This window comes from Bacillus sp. FJAT-29814, assembly GCF_001510715.1.
GTDB lineage: Bacteria > Bacillota > Bacilli > Bacillales > Cytobacillaceae > Neobacillus.
Map to the genome: position 1 here is coordinate 41146 of NZ_LMTJ01000015.1, position 25043 is coordinate 66188.

General features: G+C 43.7%; 24 protein-coding genes. 3 read left to right on the forward strand and 21 right to left on the reverse strand.

The annotated features are described in order from the left end of the window. Window positions 1-47: 47 nt before the first annotated feature. From AR334_RS27135 to AR334_RS27150, 4 genes are all read right to left on the reverse strand, one after another. A complete protein-coding gene (locus tag AR334_RS27135) occupies window positions 48-1028 on the reverse strand; it encodes an alpha-ketoacid dehydrogenase subunit beta (RefSeq protein WP_066321517.1) in 981 nt (326 codons plus the stop codon). Continuing rightward, on the reverse strand, window positions 1025-2092 hold the full coding sequence (gene pdhA, locus AR334_RS27140) for a pyruvate dehydrogenase (acetyl-transferring) E1 component subunit alpha (RefSeq protein ID WP_066321519.1): 1068 nt from the start codon (window positions 2090-2092) through the stop codon (window positions 1025-1027). The genes AR334_RS27135 and pdhA overlap by 4 nt, the downstream gene beginning before the upstream one ends. 207 nt (window positions 2093-2299) lie before the next feature. After that, the gene (locus AR334_RS27145; protein ID WP_066321521.1) at window positions 2300-2776 is read right to left on the reverse strand and encodes an SRPBCC family protein; all 477 of its coding nucleotides are present in this window, start codon (window positions 2774-2776) and stop codon (window positions 2300-2302) included. Window positions 2777-2893: 117 nt separating this feature from the next. Then, on the reverse strand, window positions 2894-3442 hold the full coding sequence (locus AR334_RS27150) for a DJ-1/PfpI family protein (RefSeq protein ID WP_066321523.1): 549 nt from the start codon (window positions 3440-3442) through the stop codon (window positions 2894-2896). Between the two features lie 270 nt (window positions 3443-3712). Between AR334_RS27150 and AR334_RS27155 the strand changes: the two genes are divergently transcribed. Further along, window positions 3713-4576: an alpha/beta hydrolase gene (locus tag AR334_RS27155; RefSeq protein WP_253701378.1), complete on the forward strand. Its 864-nt coding sequence runs from the start codon at window positions 3713-3715 to the stop codon at window positions 4574-4576. Between the two features lie 54 nt (window positions 4577-4630). On the opposite strand, the gene AR334_RS27160 is transcribed toward AR334_RS27155, so the two are convergent. The 10 genes from AR334_RS27160 to AR334_RS27205 all read right to left on the reverse strand — a co-directional run bounded on the left by AR334_RS27160 (window position 4631) and on the right by AR334_RS27205 (window position 14318). Further along, a complete protein-coding gene (locus AR334_RS27160) occupies window positions 4631-4948 on the reverse strand; it encodes a hypothetical protein (protein WP_066321525.1) in 318 nt (105 codons plus the stop codon). 265 nt (window positions 4949-5213) lie between these two features. Further along, complete coding sequence (locus tag AR334_RS27165) at window positions 5214-5744, reverse strand: chromate transporter (protein ID WP_066321526.1); 531 nt, start codon at window positions 5742-5744, stop codon at window positions 5214-5216. Further along, window positions 5741-6274 carry a chromate transporter gene (locus AR334_RS27170; RefSeq protein ID WP_301337184.1) on the reverse strand — a complete coding sequence of 178 codons (534 nt, stop codon included), beginning with the start codon at window positions 6272-6274 and terminating at the stop codon, window positions 5741-5743. The genes AR334_RS27165 and AR334_RS27170 overlap by 4 nt, the downstream gene beginning before the upstream one ends. 71 nt (window positions 6275-6345) lie before the next feature. Continuing rightward, on the reverse strand, window positions 6346-7950 hold the full coding sequence (locus tag AR334_RS27175) for a gamma-glutamyltransferase family protein (RefSeq protein ID WP_066321529.1): 1605 nt from the start codon (window positions 7948-7950) through the stop codon (window positions 6346-6348). A 105-nt stretch (window positions 7951-8055) separates the two neighbouring features. Next, window positions 8056-9081, reverse strand: a complete 1026-nt coding sequence (locus AR334_RS27180; RefSeq protein ID WP_066321532.1) for an ABC transporter ATP-binding protein — start codon at window positions 9079-9081, stop codon at window positions 8056-8058. Continuing rightward, a complete protein-coding gene (locus AR334_RS27185) occupies window positions 9081-10058 on the reverse strand; it encodes an ABC transporter ATP-binding protein (protein ID WP_066321534.1) in 978 nt (325 codons plus the stop codon). The genes AR334_RS27180 and AR334_RS27185 overlap by 1 nt, the downstream gene beginning before the upstream one ends. A gap of 9 nt (window positions 10059-10067) precedes the next feature. Continuing rightward, complete coding sequence (locus tag AR334_RS27190) at window positions 10068-11627, reverse strand: ABC transporter substrate-binding protein (RefSeq protein WP_066321536.1); 1560 nt, start codon at window positions 11625-11627, stop codon at window positions 10068-10070. Window positions 11628-11687: 60 nt separating this feature from the next. Next, window positions 11688-12584 (reverse strand): ABC transporter permease, encoded by an 897-nt coding sequence (locus AR334_RS27195; protein WP_066321537.1) that lies wholly within the window; start codon window positions 12582-12584, stop codon window positions 11688-11690. 16 nt (window positions 12585-12600) lie between these two features. After that, on the reverse strand, window positions 12601-13542 hold the full coding sequence (gene nikB, locus AR334_RS27200; RefSeq protein WP_066321538.1) for a nickel ABC transporter permease: 942 nt from the start codon (window positions 13540-13542) through the stop codon (window positions 12601-12603). A 332-nt stretch (window positions 13543-13874) separates the two neighbouring features. Then, window positions 13875-14318, reverse strand: coding sequence for an Lrp/AsnC family transcriptional regulator (locus AR334_RS27205; protein ID WP_253701379.1), 444 nt, complete (start codon window positions 14316-14318; stop codon window positions 13875-13877). A gap of 215 nt (window positions 14319-14533) precedes the next feature. On the opposite strand from AR334_RS27205, the gene AR334_RS27210 reads away from it, so the two are divergent. Further along, entirely contained in the window at window positions 14534-15778 is a 1245-nt protein-coding gene (locus AR334_RS27210; RefSeq protein WP_066321541.1) for an aminopeptidase, read from the forward strand. A gap of 89 nt (window positions 15779-15867) precedes the next feature. Next, window positions 15868-17064: an SH3 domain-containing protein gene (locus tag AR334_RS29225; protein WP_082693132.1), complete on the forward strand. Its 1197-nt coding sequence runs from the start codon at window positions 15868-15870 to the stop codon at window positions 17062-17064. Window positions 17065-17133: 69 nt separating this feature from the next. Here the strand turns inward: AR334_RS29225 and AR334_RS27220 are convergent, their stop codons facing one another. The 7 genes from AR334_RS27220 to AR334_RS27250 form a co-directional block, all read right to left on the reverse strand. Further along, the gene (locus AR334_RS27220; RefSeq protein ID WP_066321543.1) at window positions 17134-18303 is read right to left on the reverse strand and encodes an MFS transporter; all 1170 of its coding nucleotides are present in this window, start codon (window positions 18301-18303) and stop codon (window positions 17134-17136) included. A gap of 215 nt (window positions 18304-18518) precedes the next feature. Further along, window positions 18519-20510, reverse strand: coding sequence for an FAD-dependent oxidoreductase (locus AR334_RS27225; RefSeq protein WP_066321545.1), 1992 nt, complete (start codon window positions 20508-20510; stop codon window positions 18519-18521). A gap of 203 nt (window positions 20511-20713) precedes the next feature. Beyond that, window positions 20714-21775, reverse strand: coding sequence for an LLM class flavin-dependent oxidoreductase (locus AR334_RS27230; RefSeq protein ID WP_066321547.1), 1062 nt, complete (start codon window positions 21773-21775; stop codon window positions 20714-20716). A gap of 17 nt (window positions 21776-21792) precedes the next feature. Further along, window positions 21793-22644, reverse strand: a complete 852-nt coding sequence (locus AR334_RS27235; protein WP_066321553.1) for a VOC family protein — start codon at window positions 22642-22644, stop codon at window positions 21793-21795. Between the two features lie 24 nt (window positions 22645-22668). Next, a complete protein-coding gene (locus AR334_RS27240; RefSeq protein WP_301337183.1) occupies window positions 22669-22980 on the reverse strand; it encodes a DoxX family protein in 312 nt (103 codons plus the stop codon). 145 nt (window positions 22981-23125) lie between these two features. Then, window positions 23126-23686 (reverse strand): sugar O-acetyltransferase, encoded by a 561-nt coding sequence (locus AR334_RS27245; protein WP_066321560.1) that lies wholly within the window; start codon window positions 23684-23686, stop codon window positions 23126-23128. Between the two features lie 169 nt (window positions 23687-23855). Next, window positions 23856-24887, reverse strand: a complete 1032-nt coding sequence (locus AR334_RS27250) for an ROK family protein (RefSeq protein WP_156431415.1) — start codon at window positions 24885-24887, stop codon at window positions 23856-23858. Window positions 24888-25043 lie beyond the last annotated feature (156 nt).

The following is a 25043-nucleotide window of genomic DNA, read 5'->3' on the forward strand; positions in this document are numbered from 1 at the left end:
TTCGAAAATTAATGCGGGTACTTTGACCAGTTTCTAATTTTTAAAAATTAATGCGCCAATACCTCGTTCAGTCCCTGTGCAATTCGGCTGGCACTCGGCAGCCAGTCATCCTCAACCGATGGCACCGGATATGGCGTGTCAAAGCTTGCCACTCTTATGATTGGCGCGGACAAGTGGAATAACGCTTTTTCATTGATCAGAGCGGAAACCTCTGCCCCGACTCCGCCGGTTTTGACCGCTTCATGAACGATCACAGCCCGGCCGGTTTTTTGCACAGACTCAATAATCGTCTCTTCATCGAGCGGAGAAATCGTCCGTAAGTCAATGACTTCAATCGACACATCCGAGGTCTGCTCCACCTGCTCGACCACCTTGCTCACCAATGGCACCGCCGGCCCCCATGTAATCACCGTGACATCCTCACCAGACTTCAGCACATTGGCCCTGCCAATCTCAAGCAAGTAGTCCTCTTCCGGCACTTGCTGCTTGAAAGCGCGGTACAGCTTCATCGGCTCGAGGAACAGCACAGGGTCATTTTCGCGGATCGCCGACGCCAGCAGTCCCTTGGCATCATAAGGCGAGCTCGGCACAACAACCTTCAAGCCTGGCGAATGCAAAAACAAAGCTTCTAAACTATCAGAATGCAGCTCGGGTGTTTTGACGCCGCCGCCATATGGAGCGCGGACGACCAGAGGGGCCCCAAACCTGCCGCCAGACCTAAAGCGAAGTCTTGCCGCCTGGGCGGCCATTTGGTCCATCGCTTCATAAATAAATCCGAAAAATTGGATCTCTGCAACCGGCCGAAGCCCGCGGGCTGCCATGCCGACTGCGGCCCCGACTATCGCCGACTCCGCAATCGGTGTATCTACAACTCGATCTTCGCCAAACAGCGCTTGCAGGCCATCGGTTGCCCGGAACACGCCGCCGTTTTTCCCGATATCCTCACCCAAACAAATCACCTTAGAATCCCGTTCCATTTCCTTTTTCAAGGTAAAATTGATCGCCTCTATCATCGTCATAGCGCTCATTTCAACACCCCCTCCACGGAACCCGCCGCTTGCTGCTGTTCGGCCAACTGCGCAGTCTTTTGCTCATAAACCACCTCGAACACTTCCTCCACACTGCTTTTCGGCGTATTCACAGCTATTTCAAACGCATCACTAACCTTTTGCTCGGCAGCTTCGTATTCCTGCCGTTCCAATTCCTCATTCCAAATGCCCTTTTCAACAATAAATGCCTTCATCCGCTTCAGTGGGTCCTTGGCCAGCCAGTTTTCCACATCATCTTTATTACGATACTTTGTCGGGTCATCCGCTGTCGTATGCGGTCCTTGCCTGTATGTAACAGCCTCCACTACCACCGGGCTGCCATCGCGCGCCCGCTCCAACGCCTGCTTCATTACCGCATAAACCGCCAAAATATCGTTTCCGTCTACCTGAATCCCGGCCATCCCATAGGCGAGCGCCTTTTGCGCAATCGTCTGGCTGGCGGTCTGCTTTGAGCACGGAACACTAATCGCCCACTGGTTGTTTTGCACGAAAAACACAACCGGGAGCTTATATACCCCGGCAAAGTTCAGCGCCTCATGAAAATCGCCTTCGGATGTGCCGCCATCGCCGACATAAGCCACACTTACGCTGTTTTCCCCGTTGTATTTGCCGGCCCATGCCCCACCAACCGCATGAAGGCACTGGGCGGCAATGATGATTTGAACCGGAAATACATTCGCCCCTTCGGCATCCGTTCCCTTAAGATGACCCATTGTATAAAGGAAAAAGTTTTTCATTGGGAAGCCGTGAACAAAACAGGCCGCCCCTTCACGATAGCTCGGATAGATCCAATCCTGCCTTTCCAAGGCGAATGAGCTTCCAACCTGGGCCGCTTCCTGGCCGCTCAGCGGGGCATACGTGCCAATTCTTCCTTGACGCTGCAGCTTTAGCGCCCGCTGGTCATACACCCTGGCCAGCACCATCCATTTGTACATGCTGATTAAATCGGCATCGCTGACATCCGGGGCCTGCCCCACAAGCTTTCCATTCTCGTCCAACACTTGGATTCTCTCAATCTTCAATTCACTCGGCTCAATCCACATAGAATTCCCCCCATTTTTGAAAAATTGATTCCACTTCACCTGGCACCTTGGAACTTCTTGACATTTTGTCCATACTTGCCATTAGCATATAATTTCCTTCCCAGCTCTGTCAACACAATTACCAGAACGTTCAGAAATGTGTGTAAATAGTATCAGATTTACACAAAAAAGAACTCTTCGGCTGATATCATCCGAAGAGTTCTGGTTTTACTTAGCTTTTTCAACTGCTTTTATGTATTCCTCATACCACTTTTTCCATTCTTCTTGCCGGGGCCCGAAATCTCTGCCCTCCGCCAATGCCACAATAACATCTAGGCAAACATGCCAGCCTGCGAGGTCCTTTGGGGTATGGTCGGTAATGGCATGTATTTTTTCAATTAAAACTAATTGGCATCCGTTCGCTTCCTCGCTTAATTCAAAACGGATACTGTCCTGCCACCAAGAAAATTCCAATACAGATAAGGTTTTGAAATCGGTAATCGCCAGCCGCTCAAAAATATCCTCACCCATATGAAATGACATGTACCCGCCTTCCCGAAGCTCGCCTGCGCGGAGCTCGCCAAACCAAAGAGCCAGCTTGTCATTGTCTGTCAGCCAACCCCACACTTCTTCGGGAGACTGCTGCAGATGCCGCTCGAAGCGGGCAGTATATCCGTGTGCCGCTTTTTCAATAGTAGCTATCATCCTTTCACCTCCAACTTTCTTTATATCCCTACACTATCATATCCAAACATTTTTTAAAAAAATATAGACAGAGGCTGAAGCCCCTGCCCTTTTCCGTGAACAACCACTTAAGGGTGTTTAGTTTAATTGTTTTATAAACTCTCTCATAAAGCCCGGAAGATCAGGCCAGGCGTGACCGGATACAAGATTTCCTTCCACATGGAGATGGTTTTCGATATAGGTCGCTCCAGCCGCTTCCACATCCGGCTTGCAGGCGATATACGCCGTCAATTCGCGTCCTTCCATGTACTGGCGAACCGTTGTCAGGATCAGGCTTGCGTGACAAATGGCGCCAACCGGCTTGTTGGCTTCAAAGAAATGGGCCACGATTCTTGGCACGTTTTCATTGAGGCGGATGTATTCCGGGGCTCTACCTCCCGGAATAATTAGGCCGTCGTACTCTTCAGGATTGACATCCTCAAAGGCTGTTTGGGCTTCAATTAAGTATCCTTTACTTTCGGTATAAGTATCCCAGCCAATGAAATCATGAACGACTGTCTGTAGCTTCTTTTTCGATGGCGCAGCAATTTGCACATCAAACCCTTCCTCGAGGCAGCGGAAATACGGGTAAAAAACCTCCAGCGCCTCCACCGCATCACCGGCCAAAATCAGAACCTTTTTTGCCATTTTTAAAACTCCCCTCTTTGAAAAAATAGGGCAATTGCCCTTTATGTATATATTCATCATTTGGTTAGAATTTCCTTTTATGATTGTCGCAAAGTTAACAAAATGTTCAGGAATCTCCAGGTTTAAGAATGGTAAGATTTAATTGGACTTTGAAAAAAGAAAGATTTACAAATTACATTTTTGACATTTATTGCATTGATACGACAAGAAATCCAATATATTCTTTTTATAAAGGGTACTCTATTTTTTAAAAGATAAAAGGTGATGCACTTGAAATGGTTAGGTTATAAAGGGGCACGGTATGTTGGATTCTTTTTTTTGCTGCTACCTGCTTTTACGGCGTCCTTTACACAATATACAAGTGGGCGGGACCTGAATCAAAAGAATATTAAATACGGATCTGATGGTAAACAGGCTTTGGACTTGTATGTGCCGAAAAACAACAGAGATAACCCGGTTATCATTTATGTCCATGGCGGGGGCTGGATGCGGGGGGATAAAGCCGATGTTGGTGACAAGCCCGCTTTTTTTACCGATAATGGTTATGTATTTGTTTCTGTTAATTATCGGCTTTTTCCTAATGCTGACTACGAAAAGATGGCGACAGATGTTGCGACAGCGGTGAAATGGGTTTTTGACCATGCCGAACAGTATCAAATTGATAGAAGGCGGATTAATTTAATGGGGCATTCGGCCGGTGGGCATCTGGTCACCCTAATCGGCACCAACCAAAGCTATTTGAAACAGGTCGGGCTGCCTCCAGGTACGATTCATTCAATCGTAAACTTGGACGGACCAATTGATCTGGCGGAATTTCTTCAACGAAATAGTAAATATAAAACTGTTTTTGGTGAGGATGATCAAGTCTGGACAAAGGCATCTCCTATTACCTATGCGACCGAACAAAATTCACCTCCGGTATTGCTTGTTTCACCCAAAAGGCCTTCTATATCTTCGTTTATAGAAAGGACCAATGATAAGGCCAAAACTTTTGAAATTCATTCATTATCACATGGGGAGATTAAAAAACTGCTCGGGTCGGGGAATGCTCCAGAGGAAGCTGCGAACATGACAAATGCCGTGGCTGAGTTTTTGCATAGTGTAAATTACTCCGGACGGCCTCCACTACCATAAAAAAACGCGCGGTCGATTACATTTATTGTAATAGACCGCGTGTTTTTAATTAGTTTAGAATCTCTCTGCTTTTGGGCTGCATCTCTTTCGTGTAAAAATAAAGAGACTTCCTCCGAGTGTAAACACAGAGATAAATTTGCTCGCCAGAATTAGATAGGAAGTGGTTTGATAGTCTAAGGTGATATGCGGGAGTACAATCAGAGCATAAATAACGAGCATCCCAAAGGCAAGGATCGAATAGGCATTATTAAATGCCCTCCTGATAATTTCCTCGCTTTTTTCTTCTCCGAGGTTTGTAAAAATAATGATCGTATAAGCCACCACTAAAATCATGAAATAAGTTAATCCAGCGATTGCTAACTGGATACTCATTTTTATCTGCCTCCTTTATTAATAGGTAGTCTCGCCCCTCTCTCGATGTGTGACTTGAATCCAACCAAATACAAAGAGTCCGCCCCTAAAAGGGCATACCAATCCCCCTGCGACAGACTCCACCTAAACTTGCAAAATTATTTCTATCAAAAAATAGATCCACCTTTATTATCGCATAAAGGTGGATCATTTTGAAGGGTTTCGCTCCCCTAAACCGTTTTCTTCATAAAATAGACATATCCGCCGCTATAATATCCCGAGAATATCAAATCCCCGTAACAGCGCCGACCGCCAAGGCAATGACGATGACGAGTGCCGGGTGCCACTTGAGTCTTTCTAGCATCACATAGCTTCCGATCAATAGGATAATCGTGTAGACGGGACCGAGGCCGATGAAAGAGTCCTTGGCAAATTGGTATGTCATGACTCCAAGCAGAACGGCGATGATTGGCCGTACAATGCTGGAGATGTTTTTGACCTGCGGTTTGTCCTTATATTTCAACAATACCGCCATCAAGACGAGCATCAGAATGATGGACGGGGCAACGGAGGCAAAAAGCGCAACCAAGCTTCCGATGACACCGCCTTCTGTGTAACCAATATAGGCAGCCAGTTTTGTAGCGATAGGGCCAGGCAAAGAATTGCCTACTGCCAGCACTTCACTGAATTCCTGTCTTGACATCCAGCCATAGTTCCCGACCACTTCATTTTCAATTAATGGGATCGAGGCAGGCCCGCCGCCATATCCTAATATCCCCGGAATAAAGAAGGCCATGAAAATCTGCCAGTAAATCATGAGTCGGACCTCCTATTTCCAAAAGGCAAAAATACGTAAATGATCAACACTAAAATCAGAATGGCCGGGTGTACTTGGAAGCCTTCCGTTAAAATGAGAGACCCAATAATGATGGCAATCCCTTTTGTCCAGCCAAGTGTTTTTCCCGACTTCTTGGTGAAATCCCAGGTCATGGTAGCCAACATGACCGCCACCACTGGTACGACCGACATCGACATATGCTGTACCCAAGGCACATCTTTGTATTGCTGCAATAATTGCAGCAAGAAAATCATCATCAATGCCGTTGGGGCTACAGTCGCCAGCAGGGCACCAATACAGCCCATAACACCGCAAACCCGATATCCGATATAGCCACCCATTTTTGTCGCAATGGGACCAGGCATAGTATTCGCAATCGCCAGGGTATCCGCGAATTCCTCTTCTGTCATCCACTTATATTTCTTTACTGCTTCTTGATGGACAAGCGGAATGGAGGATGGTCCCCCGCCAAAACCTAACATGCCAACGCGAAAAAACGCTGCGATCACATCCCAATTTCTTCTCCAATACGGGCGTGGATTGGATGAAGAATCAGACGTTTTTTCCTTGGCTAGTACATTTACCAAGCCGCGATAGCTCCGTCCGTCCGTGATTCCGTGCCACCCTGAAGCACACCTGTTTTATTGTCTCTCCAAATAATTTGACCACGCCCGAAGCTTCCCCCTTCTGGAGTTACATGTACTTCATGACCTTTGCGGGCAAGCGCCTGGACTAAATAGTTAGGAAATTCCGGTTCAACGTGAACCGATTTTCCCTTCATCCACTGCCATCTCGGCATGTCTAATGCCGCCTGTGGATTCAATAAATAATCAATCGTATTAGTAATCACCTGAAAATGTCCTTGTGGCTGCATGTATCCTCCCATTACCCCGAATGGACCAACCGCTTGGCCATCCTTTGTTAAAAATCCCGGTATAATGGTATGATACGTTCTTTTCCCTGGTTTTAGTACATTTGGATGCGACTCATCGAGGGAGAAGTCAGCGCCGCGATTCTGCAAGGCAATTCCCGTGCCAGGAATGACGATCCCAGAACCAAACCCCATATAATTACTTTGAATATATGACACCATATTTCCTTCCTCGTCCGCAGCCGCCAAATAAACGGTACCGCCTTTAGGAAGTTCATATGGAACTGGGTCAGAGGCTGTATCTGTAATCACTTTGCTGCGCTCTTCGGCAAACTCGTCAGACAGCAATACCTCTGCCAAAATCGGCATATCTTCTGGTTCTGTGATGAACGCTTGACCATCGGTAAACGCCAGTTTCATCGCTTCGATTTGCTGATGGAGCGTTTCCGCGCTCTGCCAGGCAGGATGAGACAATTTTTCGAAAATATTCAGTGCCATTAAGGCAACCATTCCTTGGCCATTTGGCGGAATCTCCCAAACATCATAACCCCTGTAGTTCGTTGAAATCGGCGTTACCCATTTTGGCTCATATTTGCTTAAATCGGATTTGGAAAGATAGCCATTGTGCTTTTTCATGAAGGCATCCATTTTGTCGGCAAGCTCTCCTTCATAAAAAGAACGTGCTTCACTTTCTCCAATCGACTTTAAAGTTGCTGCATGATCCGGAGACTTCCAGACCTCGCCAATCTCAGGCGCTTCCCCCCCCGGTGCGAAGGTTTCAAACCACGCTTCAAACTCTTCTGTCGTGAAGTTCGTCTTAAATTTATTATAGGCAAGCTTCCAATACTTCCCTAAAATTGGGGTTAGCGGGTATCCTTCCTCTGCATAGCGGATGGCAGGCTGGAGCGCCTCCAGCAAAGATAATTTGCCAAATCGTTTTGATAATGCGGCCCATGCGGCGGGAACACCAGGTACTGTTACCGGGATGACGCCATGAATAGGCATTTTCTCATGCCCTAATTCTTTTAACGCTTCAACAGAAATGGATTGGGGTGCTGGTCCAGATGAATTCAATCCAAATAATTCATCCTTTACCCAAACTAAGGCAAATGCATCTCCGCCAATTCCATTTGAGGTCGGCTCCACTACAGTCAGGGCAGCCGCAGTTGCAATCGCTGCATCTATGGCATTTCCTCCCTTTTGCAAAATCTCAAGCCCTGCTTGAGCAGCCAATGGCTGTGATGTGGCGACCATGCCCTTTTTGGCAAAAACAGTATGGCGTTTTGACGCAAAAGGGTGATATAAATAATCCATTTGTCTTCCTCCTCGACACTCTCGGATTCCGTTAGAGTTCTTGTGTTAGTCTACGATTTGCTGAAAAGTAAGATTCCCCCTACTTAGTAGGTAGGAGGATGAATTTTATTGATGTATGGACTGTCCGGCGAAATGGCAGGCAGCAAAATGATTCGGTCCGTATTCCTTCCACTCCGGTTTTTCCGCTGAACACCGGTCAGTTGCGATCGGGCATCTTGTATGAAACGGACAGCCGCTTGGGGGATTTGCCGGATTTGGCAGATCTCCCTGCAATCGGACCCTGGTCCGGTTTCGATTGACAGAGGGTCTTGGAATTGCTGATAGCAGCGCCTGGGTGTAAGGATGCAACGGCCGCTCAAATAGGTCCCCTACGGAAGCCAACTCGACCGTATTCCCGAGATACATAACCAAAACCCGATCGCAAAAGTAGCGGACAACCCCTAAATCATGCGAGATAAATAGATAGGAAAGGTTATATTTTTGCTGCAAGGATTTTAGCAGTTTTAAAACTTGCGCCTGCACGGAAACGTCAAGGGCGGAAACGGCTTCATCACAGATGACAAACGAAGGATGAAGGGCGATGGCACGGGCAATGCCAATTCGCTGCCGCTGGCCGCCGCTAAACTCATGAGGATATTTATAAAAATGCTCCTCTTTTAAGCCTACTTCCTCCAATAGGCTAATCACCGTTTCCCGTTTTTCCTTAGCCGACATATTGGTATGCATTGTGAATACCTCTTCAAGCGCGTGACCAATTCGCTGGCGCGGATTTAATGAGGCAAACGGATCCTGAAAAATCATTTGCATCTGCTTCACAAATTTCAACTTTTCTTTTCTCTTTAAATCCTGAATTTCCGTACCCTGGAAAATCACTTTTCCGGCTGTTAATTCTTCCAATCCCAAAATGGCTCTCCCCAGAGTGGATTTGCCGCAGCCGGATTCGCCTACAACCCCTAAACTCTCGCCTTCACAAAGCTGTAAGGAAACATTTTCGACTGCTTTGACGTCGCTTTGTTTCCGCTGGAGGATTCCCCCTTTAATAGGGAAATATTTTTTAATACCTTGAAGTTCCAGGAGCACCTTTGGTTCTGTCTTCTTGCTTGTAGCTATTTGTTCTGTTGAAACGGCCATCAGTGCACCTCCTCCTCAATTAGCCAGCAGCTGACCTTATGTGTGCCAGAGACGTTTGCTACCTGCGGTTCTTTCGTTCGGCAGCGGTCTGTCGCAAATTTGCATCTGTCATGAAAGCGGCAGCCGGAAATCTGTTCATGTAAGCTTGGCAGCGAGCCAGGGATAGGTTCTAGTTCAAAGTCAGGGTCATCAACATTAGGAACCGAATTTAACAGTCCGATCGTATACGGATGTTTCGGATTATTGAAGATTTCCTCCACACTTCCTTCTTCTACCTTCTTGCCCGCATACATGACCATGACACGATCTGCCACCTCAGCGACAACACCCATATCGTGGGTAATTAACATGACACCCATGTTATATTTTTCTTTCAAATCGTTAATCAAATCCAAGATTTGCGCCTGAATGGTAACATCAAGGGCGGTTGTTGGTTCATCGGCAATCAACAGTCCGGGATTACAAGATAAAGCAATGGCAATCATCACCCGCTGCCGCATCCCGCCGCTCAGCTCATGAGGATATTGATTCATTCTTTTTTCTGGATAAGGTATTCCGACCTGCTTTAACAGCTCAATCCCTTGTTTCGTTGCTTCGCTTTTTGACAGGTTATGATGGAGCATTAACGGCTCGCGAATTTGGTAGCCGATTGTCAGCACCGGATTCAACGCCGTCATTGGCTCTTGGAAGATCATCGAAATTTTATTGCCACGGATTTGCCGCATTTTTTCCTGGGGCAAGTTATGAATCGGCGCCCCCTCAAACAGGACTTCACCGCTAGTAATTTTTCCGTTGCTTGGCAATAGACCCATAACCGAGAGAGAAGTGATACTTTTCCCACACCCCGATTCACCGACAATGCAGAGTGTTTCCCCTTTTTTAATAGAAAAGGAGACATCACGCACAGCAGGCAGCTGCCCGTCTGCTGTGCGGAATTCAGTCACGATGTTTTTGACTTCAAGTAATGTCTCTCCCATTTTTCAACCCTACTTTCTTGTAACGCCCGATAAATCCCATTTTCCAGTCGGATAGAGTTCAAGGCCTGTGAATTCATTATTCAATGCTGCAGTGACAACACCATGGTACATAATAACGACTGAATCGTTCTTCAGCATTAATTCGTTGGCTTGATTCAAATAGTCTTCACGTACTTTTTGATCGGTTGTTGTTCTTGATTGCTCAATCAATTTATCCAATTCAGGATCCTTTAATTGGGTCATGTTGGAAGAACCAACGTTTGCACTATGGAAGTTAGGATATAACAATTCAGAACCATCACCGGTAACATTCGACCAGCTTAAGAACGTAAGGTCAAACTTTCCGGCGCGTGCTGTATCCAGAAACGCTGCCCATTCCATTGATTCGATTTCTACTTTAAAGCCAGCTTCTGTCAGTTGGGCTTGAACCAGTTCAGCCATTAATGGATAGGTGCCGCGGTTTGCTGCCAACAGCTTGATGGTTTTGTCGCCATAGCCGTTTTTCTTCACTAACTCTTTTGCTTTTTCTAAATTATAAGCTGTGCCGCCTTTATCGGCAGAATCTTTATGGCCAAATACTTTTGGTCCGATGACGCTGTCGCTTCTTACACCCAAACCATTTAATTTTTTCACAATGGCATCTCGGTTAATGGCACTTGCAAGAGCCTTTTTGAATTCAGGATTAGCAAATTCCGGTTTTGAATGATTCACTGTTAAGAAATATTGAGGTGTTCCTTGAATCTTTTCAACTCCTACATTTTTCAATGCTTCAACACGGCTTAATTGCTCCGCCTGAATACTGTCAATAAATTGCACTTCACCTGCCTGCAGCATGGAAATCGCTGTAGATACTTCCGGAACCACTTTAAAAACTAGCTTTTTGATGGCAGGAGCACCGTCACGATAGTCAGGATTTGATTCTAAAACAACTTGGTCACCAGGAGTCCAACTGACAAATTTGAACGGTCCGGTACCAACAGGCTCTTTCATTAGGTCTTGTTTCTTATCTGCTGTTGGGCTTACAATTGCCGCATTGGAGTGTGATAAAGCAGCTAAGAACGGTCCATATGGATATTTTGTTTTGATTTCAACTGTATTTTCATCAACGACATTGATTGTATCAACAGGAGCCATCAAGCTTGCGCGCGGTGCAGCAGTTGCTGGGTCACGAAGTTTATCGAACGTATATTTAACGGCTTCAGCATTAAAATCTGTGCCATCGTGGAACTTAATTCCCTTTTTCAATTTAATAACCCATGTATTTTCATCCGGGTTTTCATAGGATTCTGCCAATAATGGTTCAATCTTGCTATCTGCATTTCTCTTAAACAGTGTTTCATAGACATGTTCGGTTACATTCGAAGATGCGGAATCGTTCGTCATGATTGGAGATAAGCCAACCGCATCGGTAAGTGAAGCATAGGTAAATGATTCAATCGCTTCTTTCTTTTCTTTTCCCTTGTTAGTGTTAGTTCCTTCATTGCTTGATTTGGAAGCTGAGCCTCCGCCACAGGCCGCAAGTAGTAGCGCCGTGATAATGGTGAATAACAACAGCAAATTTTTCTTCATAATTATTTCCCCCTCATTTTTATTTGTCCAGCTCCAGCGCCTAGGCGTTTGTAGCTTTTCTTATTGAATATCCATATTTGGATCAATTGCATCGCGCAATCCATCGCCCACAACATTAAAAGCAAATACTGTCAGCATAATGGCAATACCAGGTACGACCGTTAAGTGCGGCGAGCTCCACATGAAGGCCTGCCCTTGTGCAATCATCGCACCCCATTCGGGTGTCGGCGGCTGCGCCCCCAAGCCAAGATAACTTAGCGATGCTGTTGAAAGAATCGCGGTTGCCATCCTCATCGTCGCAAATACGATGATTGGCGCAAAGGCATTTGGCAAGATATGCTTGACCATAATTCGAAAATCTGAGGCACCGAGTGATTTCATCGCCATGATGTATTCTTTTTCCTTAATGGAAAGAACGGAGCCTCTGACAATTCTCGCACATGACGGAATCGACCAGATGCTAATCGCGATCGCGACATTGATCAGGCTTGTACCTAAAATGGCAATAATCAGCATTGCTAGAAGGATGCCAGGGAAAGAGAAAAGCAAATCTACTATTCTCATAATCACGCCATCTAATTTTTTATAGTAGCCGCCAAGCAAACCTAGGGTCACGCCTCCTAACAGGCCCAGGGTAACCGCGACAATTCCGACTACCAATGAGATGCGGGCCCCAAAAACAATTCTGCTCCATACGTCGCGGCCATAGTTATCGGTACCCAGCCAATGTCCCTCGCTAAACACCGGCAATTCACTTGCTTCTAAATTTTGTTTTACCGGATCATAGGAGGTAATCAGCGGTGCAAAAATGGCCATGCCAATTTGCAGGACGATAATAATTAAGCCAATCACCGCCAGTTTGTTTTTCAATAATCGTTTTGCAACGACCTGATACGTTTTTTCTTTACTTGGTGCTTTTTTCACATTGGCCGCCGCCACTGTTGCTGTTTCCGCCATCGTGCCCCCTCCTTTCTTATTGATATTTGATTCTTGGATCGATATAGGTATAGACAATGTCAACAACTAAATTCACTAATACAAACAAGGTGGCCACCAACAGGACGGATCCTTGCACCATTGGAAAATCGCGTGCTGCGATTGCATCAATCATCAACCGGCCCACTCCGTTAATGGCGAAAACCTTCTCGGTAATGATGGTTCCGCCCAAGAGCCCTCCAAAGTTTAGGCCGATCACGGTGATAACCGGAATCATCGCATTTTTCAAGGTGTGAATCCAAATGACATTTCGTTCTTTTACCCCTTTTGCTCTGGCCGTTCTGACAAAATCCGCCCTGACAACCTCCAGCATCGATGACCTTACCATTCGGGCAATCATCGCGGCGGAACTGGTTCCTAACGTAATGGCCGGCAGGATCATTTCTTTCATCCCTTCAACGGTAAACCAGGAATTTGATAATCCCGCTACAGGCAGCCACTGAAGATTGACGGAAAAAACTAAAATCAACAATGCCCCCAGCCAAAAGTTTGGAATTGAAATTCCTGCCAATGCAAACGTAGTGGAGGTTACATCCAGCCAGCTGTTATGTCTAAGAGCTGAAATCAGACCGGCGAATATCCCGATGATTACCGCAACAATCATACTGGCGACTGCCAATTTCAAAGTGTTTGGAAAGCGAACAGCGATTGCTTCAGCAACAGGCTGGCGGGTTTGGTAAGAAAAACCAAAATCCCCCTGGGCAATATTAGCCAAGTAACTTCCGTATTGGACCAAGAAAGGATCATTCAAGCCCAAATTGTCTCGAATCGCTTCCAAATCAGACGCTGTAGCTGTGGGTCCTCCAACCATCGCTGCGGGGTCCCCGGGAGCGAGATACATGGATGAGAAAACCAAAAACGATATTCCAAACAAGAGGAATATTAATTGAAAGAACCTGCGGACAATCATTGAAATCACTATGCACCCTCCTCCTTACGACATTTGTTAATCAATTTTTAATTTTTGATTACTTAATGTTCTGAATAATATAAAAGTGATTATAATCCTTTTCATTTTAAAAATCTACAAAAAACACTCATTTTTTTAAAAATTTTTCAAATTTCAACAACTTTATGGTTTTATTTACCCGATGAACCTTCCGAAATGTCGACATATTCCTGAAAAGTGCTTTATTTTTGAATCGCAAATCTAGAACGCTTACATTTTCGTTTTGTAAAACTAATTATTCGATGGTATCTTCCCTTAATGCACAAAAAAACTCATCTTAACGATGAGTTCCTTGCTGCAGATTATAGTTTTAGCCCTCTTCGGCTTTTAAATCGCCTTAATAAAATATGACTCTCCACTCTTGTAATTCCATCCAATACGTATAACTCCTCATTGATAAATCTTTCTAAGGCCCCGAAGTCATCAACCAGGACGTGGGTATGCAAGGTGGAAGGTCCTGTCATTTGATAGCAGCTCGCCACATTTGGATTTTCTGCCAATGCCTCCGCCACTTTTACAAGGGAACCAGGCTCGCAATCAATTTCAAAGAAAGCAGAAACCCCTTTTCCTGCCTTGCTGCTATTAATGACGATGGTAAATTGCTCGATAACGCCATCATCGATTAATTTAGCGACTCTTTCTCTTACAGCAACCCTGGATACCCCCAATTCCTTTCCGATATCAACGTACGATAGCCTGCCATTGTCGACTAATAATTCTAATATTTTTTTATCGTATTGATCCAATCTGCATAAACCACCTTTCGATTTCTCCCAATTACTAGTATTATATGGGAAGTTTATATAAAATGTAATAAAATTCGCATTATTTTCGACAAACTGTTTGTAGAATACCGCTTTTTCTTTCGATGTGAAGATCAACTTACCCACGCTCCCCGTTGCATCTTTTTCAATCAACTATGCTACTATAAGATTGAAACTTAATTTTTGGAGGGACAGAAATGGTGCTGCCTAATTTTGAAGAGAACTTACACAAGTACGCAAAGCTGTTAGTGGCGAAAGGAATTAATGTTCAACCCGGGGATTGGGTGAAGATGACAATTAACGTCGATCAGGCGCCATTAGCCAGGTTAATCACAAAAGAAGCATATGCCCTGGGGGCTGAGAAGGTCATTGTCAAATGGTCCGATGACGAAATCACAAAAGAGCATTACTTAAATCAACCCCTCGAGGTATTGACGAACATTCCTGACTATGAAATCCAGGAATCCGAAGACCATGTATTAAATCATCGCGTCAGCCGTTTGTCGATTCTTTCGAGCGACCCTGGTTTGTTAAATGAAGTCGATCCGGCTAAGGTGGCACAATACCAAAAGGTAGCCGGAAAGGCATTCCACGCACAACGCAAGGCGACTCAGAATGATGATTTGAAATGGACAGTTGCCGCTGCTGCCGGCGCCGGCTGGGCTGCCACAGTATTCCCGAACCTAGCCACTTCCGAAGAACAGGTCGATGCCCTTTGGGATCAAATTTTTAAAACCTGCCGTGTTTACGCGGAAGACCCGATTGCCGCTTGGGACCAGCACAAACAAACATTGGATGAGAAGGCGGAAAAATTAAATGAAATCCAATTTGATGCGCTGCATTACACAGCACCAGGCACAGATTTAACCCTCGGCCTGCCGAAGAACCATATTTGGGCCAGCGCCGGAAGCGTCAATCCAAAAGGCGAAGAGTTCCTTGCCAACATGCCTACAGAGGAAGTGTTCACGGCCCCTGATACCCGGCGCATGGATGGGGTAGTCCGGAGCACGAAGCCGTTAAGCTATGCGGGGACATTGATTGAAGGAATTGAAGTGCACTTTAAGGATGGAAAAATTGTCGATATTTCTGCGGAAAAAGGCGATGAAGCCATTAAGAAATTAGTGTTTGATAACGAAGGCGGAACAGGCCTTGGTGAGGTCGCACTGGTACCAGATCCATCACCGATTTCACAATCGGGAATTATTTTCTTTAATACCCTGTTTGACGAGAATGCCTCCAACCACCTGGCTATCGGCTCGGCTTACCCGACAACGATTCAAGGCGGGACTAAAATGAGCCAGGAAGAGCTACAGCAGCACGGGATGAACACCGGAACTGTTCATGTGGACTTTATGATTGGCTCTAACGAGATGAATATCGACGGAATTAAACAAGACGGCACCGTTGTTCCAATCTTCCGGAATGGGGATTGGGCAATCTAAAAATGTAAAAAGTCTGAGAGACCGCGGAAGTGTCTCTTGGACTTTTTTGTGAAAATAAATTTAGATTAATGGGAGGAATAAGAGAGTAAATGAGCAGTGGAACACCAAGAACGAGCAGAAATGTTGTAAGAACGGGAGTTAGTATTTTTGCCATATTATTTATATTAGTTCTTTCATTCATGCTTGGATTTTCAAAACTAGACTCAAATACACAGGTTGAAAGAAAGAATGTTGAAGTATCCGCTAAACAATCCAAACAGGATGCAAAATCGATTCCGAAGGAAAAGGATTTGAGTGCATCACCTGAAAATAGCTTAGAGGAAATAGAAGTTGAAAAGAATACGGATACTCCAAAGCCCGAACCCGCTCCTGCAGTAAATCCGGCAATAAAATATGTAACGGCAAGCATTTTAAATATTCGTAGTGGCTCTGATACGAGTTATCCCGTCATTACCACTATTAAACTAGGCCAGCAAGTGTCAGTTTACGAATCTAATGGATCTTGGAGTAAAGTCATGGTTAACGAGCAAACAGGTTGGGTTGCCAATCAATTTTTATCCGATACCAAACCTGTGATAAAGGAACCGGAAAGTCAAAAAACAGTCCAGAAACAAGCACCTGTTTCAAATCCTGCGCTAGCTCCGGCACCCGCTACCAATTCAACTACTGAAAAGCAGACAGCTAATAATAGTCTGGCTGATGGATTAAAGACCGTGGACAATAATAGCCAGTTAATCCTTGTCACGACGAATGGCTCGAATACAAATAGGGCTGTCATTCGGACCTTCGAAAAAAATTCACAGGGACAATGGCTTCCTGTTCTTACAGCCAATGGTTATATTGGTAAAAACGGATTTGCAGCGAGTAAAAAGGAAGGGGATGGCAAATCTCCTATCGGTAAATATACATTTGGGACCGCTTTTGGCCAAAATGGAAATCCAGGAACAAGATTACCTTGGAGAAATATCACAAATGATGATGTTTGGGTTGATGATTCGGAGTCCCCACTTTACAATACTTGGCAGTCAAAAAGTCAAACGGAAGGACAATGGAACAGTGCCGAAAGCATGATGCATCGATTGTATACCTACGGTTTTGTCATTAATTACAATACGGAACGTACTCCGTATAAAGGAAGTGCTATCTTCTTCCATGTTGGCAGCGGTCCTACATTGGGATGTACCGCAACTTCGGCAAACAACGTGATTGCCATTCTCAAATGGTTAGACCCATCAAAGAATCCAGTAATCATCCAAACGCCAATCCAAGAGATATCCAAATTTTGATACGTGATTGATCGATGGAGAAAAGACCTACATAGAACTGTAGGTCTTTTTGGTAAATTTCAGTTGCCATCACGACTCCTTTGCCGTAACAAGTGCCGGCTCTTTCCACGCAAGGGTGATTCCAATCCCTACTACCAAAAATACAGTTGAAAAGTAAAATGGATAGTTCAGGTTGATATCGAATAAAATCCCGCCAGCTATCGGGCCGATGACGTTGCCAATGCTTGAGAACATCGAATTCATCCCGCCGACAAAGCCTTGTTCATCGCCGGCGATTCTCGATAAATATGTTGTTACCGCTGGACGCATCAAATCAAAGCCGACAAACACCGTAATGGTGACGAGCAGAATCGTCACATAGGTATGGACCACCGTCGTTAAAAATACCAGGGCTGTCGAAAAAATAAGACAATACCGGATTAAGACAATTTCCCCCAGCCTACGCATGAGCGGGGCAAAGAAGATAATTTGAAATATCGCTCCCAAAATTCCGCCGCCCATGATGATGATGGCAATATCCTTTGGTGTATAGCCGAATTTATGGTCGACAAACAAGGAAAATAACGACTCAAAAGATGATAAGCCAAACTGTGTAATAAAAATTACCATAAAAGAAATAAAGTACACCGGCGCAAAAATCCTGCGAAACCCTGTTTTTTGTCCCTTTACTTGTTCGGTTTCACTGCTTCGTTCTGGCTCACGAAGCAAAAATACCGATAAAATGGCCGCAAATAATCCGAGACCGGCAGCAAAGAAAAACGGTAGGCGCGGGCCGATTTCACCCAAAAAGCCGCCAATTCCCGGCCCGATAATAAAACCGGTTGAAATGGCCGCCGACATATAGCCAAGCGCCTTTGCCCGTTCATCCAATGTTGTAGTGTCAGCAATGAATGCTGTTACACCTGGCATGATAAAGGCTGCACTGACGCCGCCAAGCATGCGCGAAATGAATAGGATCTCAACCGTTTTACCTATTCCAAATAAATATTCCGAGATACCAAAGATTACGAGCCCAATGACAATAATATTTTTTCGGCCATATCTGTCTGTCCAGCGGCCGGCAATTGGCGACACAATCAATTGGGTTAGTGCAAAGGCTGCAACCATATAGCCGACAACCGAACCGGATATATGCAGCTCATTCATAATAGCAGGGGTTACAGGAATGACAAGGCCAATCCCCAAAAAGGCAATTAACAGATTCATCAAGACAACGACTAACGCCATGCGTTTTTTCATAGTTCTTCTCCTTCAAATAAACCGCGATAACACCATTCTAATATAATTTCATTTGTTTTTCCTTAGGCAGCCTTTATTGGCGTAGCGGGACCTCGTTTTTTCGCCTTCCACTGCTTCAATAACATAAATAGAAAAAAGCCCAAGAGGCAATGCGGTAATTAAAACAACTGCTGTCTCTTGGACTTTTTTTATAATCATAATAGTAACTTATGTTTCTAAACTGTTTGCAATACCTTTTTCTCCCTGCAGTTCGTAACAATCGACTCCAAGACATAGGCTTTTTCAAAACCTTCTCGGGTCGCATCACCCAAAGAACCGTAGCCGGCAGCATCCCCTAATACAAACACATTTTCCATACAGCCTTTTAAAAGATTCTCTAATGGGTTATATGCCTCCACACCCATCGCAACAATCACATACTCCGATTCAAGCTCTGATTGTATCCCTGAAGCCAAGTCCTCGACAATCACACTGTTGAGCAGGATTTTTTCCAACTTGTGTTCCGTCACAATGTTCACATTTGCTTGTTGAAGCTTACCCAGAAGTCTTAATCTTGTGTCAGTTCCAATACGTTTACTTGCTTTAGTCGGAATTTCTACATAGGTGACATCATTGCCGGCTTCAGCAAGGCGACGTGCCGTTCCGTGGCAGGTCATCCCACTGCCTACTACAGTAATTTTATTATTGGAAAATACGAGTTCCCGTAATTTTATGTCTTCATAGGTATATACTCGGTCTAAATCAATCCCCTCCACCTGTGGGAGCCTTGGTTTTCCGCCTGTGGCCAACAAAACTGCATAAGGGTTGAAAGCTATGATATCTTCGACAGCAGCTTCTGTATTCAAACGCACATCAACATTCAAACGTTTCATTTCATGGCTGAGATAATCAATATGCCAAGTCATTTTCCTTCTATAAATCGGGTCCGTTACAAGGTGTAATTGCCCGCCAAGTTTATTTTCCTTTTCAAAAAGGGTTACGTTATATCCTTTTAATGTTAAGATTCTTGCCGCTTCCATTCCACCTGGTCCGCCACCGACAATTACAACATGGCGGTGTTCATTAAAAGTAAGAGGCTTTAGTTCTTTAAACTCCAGCTCTCGGCCTGCTCTGGCATTAATCGTACAGCGAATGTGCAGGTTAGCCGAAACGGAATGGATGCAATGGAGACAGTTAATGCATTTTCTAATTTCGCCTTCGCGTTCTTCAATTGCTTTGTTTACCCATTCAGGATCCGCGATTAATCCTCGGCCTATGGCCACAAAGTCCGCCTTCCCTTCGGCTAAAATGGTTTCCACAAATTGCGGTTCGCGAATGGACCCGACCGTAATCACTGGAATCGAAACTTCCTTTTTGATTGCCTCTGCCAGGTAGACTCTCCAGCCTTGTTCATAAAGCGGGGATTCAATGACTTTTTCCATAGAGTCATAGGTTCCGCAACTAATATGCAGTCCATCGACTCCCAGGTTTTCTAGGTACCTGCTTATGGCCTTACCTAGCTCTAAATCGATGCCCCCTTCTGTAAAATCATCCACATTAAGGCGGACAGTAACAGGGTAATCCTCCCCGCATTCCTCTTTAATGCCGACAATGATTTCCTCGAGAAATTTCATTCGATTCTCAAAGCTTCCCCCGTATTCATCCGTCCGTAAATTTGCCTCAGGGCTGAGGAATTGGTTAACTAAATAACCATGGGCTCCGTGGACTTCAACTCCGTCAATTCCGGCCCGCTTGCATCTAGCGGCGGACTGGACAAATTTATGGACTAACTCTTTCACTTCCGCTGTCGTCAATTCTCTAGGTTCTTCCCCAACGGCTGCACAGGGTACACTACTTGGAGCAACGATTTGCTTCCCATTGATTAACGACGAATTCGACTGTCTACCTGCATGATGGATTTGGACAAATATCTTTGCCCCATATTTATGTACCGCATTGGCCAGACGGAAAATCCCTGGAATAAAGCGATCATCGTCCAGCCTTAATTGCCGAACAAACCCTTTTCCATATTCAGAATCGATACTGGTAAATTCGACAATAATTAACCCAGTGCCGCCCTTCGCCCGTTCTTCATAATAGGCAATCAGGTGATCTGTAACTTCACCTTCGACACCAGCAAGGTTTGTTCCCATTGGCGGCATGACGATTCTGTTTTTTAGGGTTAATTCGCCTATTTTACCTTCTGTGAAAATGTGTTCGTACTTCATTTGTGATCCTCCTTTTCGTTTGTGAAATATTTCACAAATAACCACAAAAATTATATACCATATTAATTTTAAAGGAAGTTGTGAGGAATTTTACCACCCTCATTTGATAGATTAGTGACAATTGTTTGTAAAATTTGCGAAATATGAAAACAGGGCATTCCTACTGGATCTGCCCCTAATTTATATTGCTTTCATTAAAAAGCTTATTTACTTGTTTCCCTTCGAACAACTGGAGCAATTTCCGTTGCTAGCAATTCGATCCCTTTTGCTACATTTTTAAATGGTTGACCGCCTATATCCAACTGTGCAAGGAAACGTTGGTGCCCAAAGAGTTCGTATTGTTTGAGAATTTTTTCGATCACCTGCTGTGGACTCCCCACAAATAATGCCGTATCCGGACTAGCCATATGTTCAAAGTCTTCCCTTGAGATCCTTGTGGCCATTCCACGTTGACGGTTCACATATCCCCAGTAATTGGAGTAATAAGGATAAAACTCGTCTTTTGCCTGCTGAGTTGTTTTAGCTAAATAAGCATGGCCTGTTACTCCGACCTTTAAGTTTTGAGGCGCATGGCCCGCGTTTATTCCAGTTTGACGATAAAAATCGACCAGCAGCTTAAAACGACTTGGATTTCCACCCAAAATAGCCAAAGCCATTCCCACCCCAAATCTGCCGGCACGAACGGCACTCTCGGGCGTACCTCCCACTCCAATCCAAACTGGCAATTTTTCTTGTACCGGTCTCGGAGCAATTTCAGCATCCCTTAAAGAAGGACGGAACTTCCCCGACCACGTGACAGTCTCATTTTGGGTCAGCTGTAATAGAAGGTCCATATGTTCTTCAAACAATTCATCATAATCATTTGTACTATAACCGAAAAGGGGAAAGGATTCGATAAATGCGCCCCTGCCGGCCAGTATTTCGGCGCGGCCATCGGAAAGCAAATCCAATGTTGCAAAATCCTCAAATAGACGAACCGGATCAAGCGTGCTTAAAACACTTGTTGTACTTGTTAATCGAATTCGTTTTGTCACTTGTGCAATCGCAGCCAATATGACTGCTGGAGAAGAAGAAGCGTAATCCAAACGATGGTGTTCTCCTAGACCAAATACATCTAATCCAGCCTCATCAGCAAGTTTTGCGGCTTGAATGATTTCTTTTACTCTTTCCTTAGCCGTTAACGTCCTTCCGGTAAGGGGGTCCGGACCAATATCGGCAAGTGTGTAAATCCCTATTTCCATACCGGCACGTTCTTTAGAAGCCATTTCGGATACCTCCTATCCTATACAGCTAACACTATTGCGTTTCCAGAAGGATCAAAGGTGATGAAACGGTTATTTTCTTCCAATACCTTTGCACCTATCTGCTTCAAATTGGTTACTGTTTGGTTACGAACGTCTTCGTTGTCAAAAATGAGTGTAAACGATTCAAGACCTACACTATTTTTGGCAGGAGGTGGAGCCCCTACTCCATTCCATGTGTTGACCCCTACATGATGGTGATATTTTCCGTAGGAGAGGAATAAGGCCTGCTCCCCGAATCGATTGACTACGTCCATTCCCAGTCCTTTTACATAAAATTCTTCTGTTTTCTTTAGTTCTGACACGTGTAAATGAATGTGGCCCATTACCGTTTCAGCAGGCATCCTTCGCCAAGGCTTATCCGGTGTAGCAAACTTAAGCAAAGTTTCAAAATCTAATGGATCAACTGCCATATCCACTTCATCGCCATGCCATTTCCATTCAGAAGGTACCCGATCACGATATATTTCAATCTCATTCCCATCTGGATCGTGCAGGTACAAGGCTTCACTGACAAGGTGATCAGAAGACCCAAAACGAATTCCCTTTTCCACCAAATGGACGACGATATTGGCTAAAGCCGATTGGTCTGGCAAAAGAATCGCAAAATGATATAAACCAGTAGTTCTTCCTTGTTTTGGTATAACATCTTCAGGTTGTTCCAGTGATAAAAAACTTGTTTTCCCATCAGCTGTCAGTTTTACCGTTGAGCTTGTTTGTTCTAAAATATCGAATCCTAGGACATTTTTATAAAATTCAATCGAACGTTGTAAATTTACCACTTTTACTTTTACATGCCCAACAAAAGTTATTGGTTTCTTATGAAATTCCATAGGTAACCCTCCAAGATTACTTTTTTATGATTGAAAAAACTTATGGTCTAATGACATCCTTGATTTCTCAGCAAATACAAAATAAATGGATACTGCTAATAATACAAGTTCATGTTCAGATCCTGCCATTTGTCCATTGCCTAGAAAACCAAGTGAAAGTTTTACAGTAAAAATAGCACCTATCATAATTAATGCAAAAACAGTAGTAACAATTCGTGTTCCAAGTCCCAAAATTATTGCAAACCCACCTATTAATTCTATTACTGCTATAAAGAATGTAAGAACTCTTAATATAACTTTCCCAATTTCGTTTCTATTCATTTGTATTCTACTCAATTTAGTTACTTTATGTAAGTAAGTATATTTTTATAATTAAGTAGTGTCAAGTTAAATTCAACAACCATGACAAGGAATTAGGGGTGTTTTAAAAAAGAAAAACTGGATCAGGATTGGATCCAGCCAGAGTTTATTTAGCAATAACCTACTCTTCAATCCTTTTAATAACCCTCGCTGGATTACCACCCACCACAACATTATCTGGTACATCTTTTGTCACGACGGAACCCGATGCAACTACAACATTATTACCTATTTTGACACCGGGATTTATAATAGCTCTCCCACCAATCCAGACATTGTCGCCGATAGTTACTGGTATTCCGTACTCAGCACCAGTTATTCTCTCTTTTGCATTTAATGGATGAGTTGCCGTATAAATGTGGACCCCTGGTGCAATAAAGCAGTTATCTCCTATTCGAATCTCACAAACATCTAAGAACACGCAGTCATAATTAGCAAAGAAATTTTCGCCAACATGTATGTTGTAGCCATAGTCGCAACGAAACGTTGGCTCGATGTGTAAATTCTCTCCAGTGGAACCAAATAGATCTTTTAATAATACTGTTCTTATCTTGTCATCAGCCGCTTGTGATTCATTAAAATATTGGGAGATTCTCCTAGCGTACGTTCTTTCATTACGTAATTCCAAATCGGCAGCATTATAAAGCTCGCCATTTAACATCTTTTCTTTTTCAGTTTTCATTCTTGTCTCATCTCCAAAAAATCTAAATCAATAAAAAAAACATATTCTTAATTGTTCCCTTCCTTGGGGGCTACCTTGGAAAGAAAACTTATTAAATTCATTTAATAAGTAACCAAAAAACAATGTTTCGGCAAGATTCATCATTTTACCCAACTCTAAACTTTATGTATTATTCATTGATCATAAGATCAAGCCCAAGCCTTTGTAATCCATATAAATAATCTTGTTTCCAATCACTTTCTGTAAGTTTTGGGAGATGTTCTGAGGGGATGTACTTTGAGCTGCCTATAGTAATTTTGTTTAATATCTCGTTATCCATTTCATCACTACAAAAAATGATGATATAAGGGTTAATGATAGCTACAAAAGTGGCCACTAACCTACTGATTGCATCAATATGATAATCCTTAGAGATAGTTTGCTTATTAAGCCTGCTTCCATTTTCTAACGCCTGTCCAAAATTTCGTTCATTATACTGGGGAACGAATGAAACCTCTCCCGCAAAAAATGTACTTCCTCGCACCACATCTCCATTTATCATAAATCCTGCTCCTGGTCCGTTTTGACCGAAATACAAATATATTAGGGATTGATTATCCTTAGTCCCCTTACTATGGTTAAACCCGAGAACGGCAGCATTCATATCGTTCTCTACTACTACTGGTATAGAAAAATAATCCTCATAATATCCTTTTAAATCAAAATTCTGAAACTGCTCGTATCCCGGCATATAAAAAATTCGACCATTATCAACTGAACCTGGAACCCCGATTGCTATAGAACTGATCTTTGAATCATTTGTAGATATTATTTTCTCGATTAACTTAGTTAATAAATTTATACCATCATCTATTAATACAGTTGGAGCTTTTCCCTGTTCCTTTACTTCTCCCACACAATTAAAAATTGTATAATTGGTCTCTGAATTTTCTAAAAAAATAGCAAGGCCAAGCATATGCTCAGGGTTATACGCATATCTTTTTGCTCTTCTTCCGCCACTAGATTCATCTAAACCAACTGAAATAATTTCTCCATCCTTCTCCATCTGTGCTAGAAACTTACTTATTGTTGGAAAACTAACTTCTAATTTATCGCTTAGCTCAACTTTTGTTGCACTTCCAAGTTCTAAAAGAGATTTACGAATACTAGAAAGGATTACCTTCCTCAATGATTTTGAAGTAGTATTCACAAATGTCACCACCTATTAAAATAGACTTATTAAAGTGATTAAATAAGTGTCGAATAAAAAACATATTAAATTCCTTTAATAAGTGATGTTGATAATATATCATATAAAATTACGGAAAACAATTGGGAATAGAAATTACGATTGGAGCTTTGGTTGGACAAGGGATGA

Bases quoted from the DNA above. Each gene is read 5' to 3' on its own strand.
- AR334_RS27180 (WP_066321532.1), bottom strand. From the start codon at position 9,081: ATGGCCGTTTCAACAGAACAAATAGCTACAAGCAAGAAGACAGAACCA.
- AR334_RS27245 (WP_066321560.1), bottom strand. From the start codon at position 23,686: ATGAAAACTGAAAAAGAAAAGATGTTAAATGGCGAGCTTTATAATGCT.
- pdhA (WP_066321519.1), bottom strand. From the start codon at position 2,092: ATGTGGATTGAGCCGAGTGAATTGAAGATTGAGAGAATCCAAGTGTTG.
- AR334_RS27225 (WP_066321545.1), bottom strand. From the start codon at position 20,510: ATGAAGTACGAACACATTTTCACAGAAGGTAAAATAGGCGAATTAACC.
- AR334_RS27150 (WP_066321523.1), bottom strand. From the start codon at position 3,442: ATGGCAAAAAAGGTTCTGATTTTGGCCGGTGATGCGGTGGAGGCGCTG.
- AR334_RS27160 (WP_066321525.1), bottom strand. From the start codon at position 4,948: ATGAGTATCCAGTTAGCAATCGCTGGATTAACTTATTTCATGATTTTA.
- AR334_RS27135 (WP_066321517.1), bottom strand. From the start codon at position 1,028: ATGAGCGCTATGACGATGATAGAGGCGATCAATTTTACCTTGAAAAAG.
- AR334_RS27230 (WP_066321547.1), bottom strand. From the start codon at position 21,775: ATGGCTTCTAAAGAACGTGCCGGTATGGAAATAGGGATTTACACACTT.
- AR334_RS27185 (WP_066321534.1), bottom strand. From the start codon at position 10,058: ATGGGAGAGACATTACTTGAAGTCAAAAACATCGTGACTGAATTCCGC.
- AR334_RS27220 (WP_066321543.1), bottom strand. From the start codon at position 18,303: ATGAAAAAACGCATGGCGTTAGTCGTTGTCTTGATGAATCTGTTAATT.
- AR334_RS27165 (WP_066321526.1), bottom strand. From the start codon at position 5,744: ATGATTTACTGGCAGATTTTCATGGCCTTCTTTATTCCGGGGATATTA.
- AR334_RS27190 (WP_066321536.1), bottom strand. From the start codon at position 11,627: ATGAAGAAAAATTTGCTGTTGTTATTCACCATTATCACGGCGCTACTA.
- AR334_RS27195 (WP_066321537.1), bottom strand. From the start codon at position 12,584: ATGGCGGAAACAGCAACAGTGGCGGCGGCCAATGTGAAAAAAGCACCA.
- AR334_RS29225 (WP_082693132.1), top strand. From the start codon at position 15,868: ATGAGCAGTGGAACACCAAGAACGAGCAGAAATGTTGTAAGAACGGGA.
- AR334_RS27175 (WP_066321529.1), bottom strand. From the start codon at position 7,950: ATGGATTATTTATATCACCCTTTTGCGTCAAAACGCCATACTGTTTTT.
- AR334_RS27145 (WP_066321521.1), bottom strand. From the start codon at position 2,776: ATGATAGCTACTATTGAAAAAGCGGCACACGGATATACTGCCCGCTTC.
- AR334_RS27210 (WP_066321541.1), top strand. From the start codon at position 14,534: ATGGTGCTGCCTAATTTTGAAGAGAACTTACACAAGTACGCAAAGCTG.
- AR334_RS27235 (WP_066321553.1), bottom strand. From the start codon at position 22,644: ATGGAATTTCATAAGAAACCAATAACTTTTGTTGGGCATGTAAAAGTA.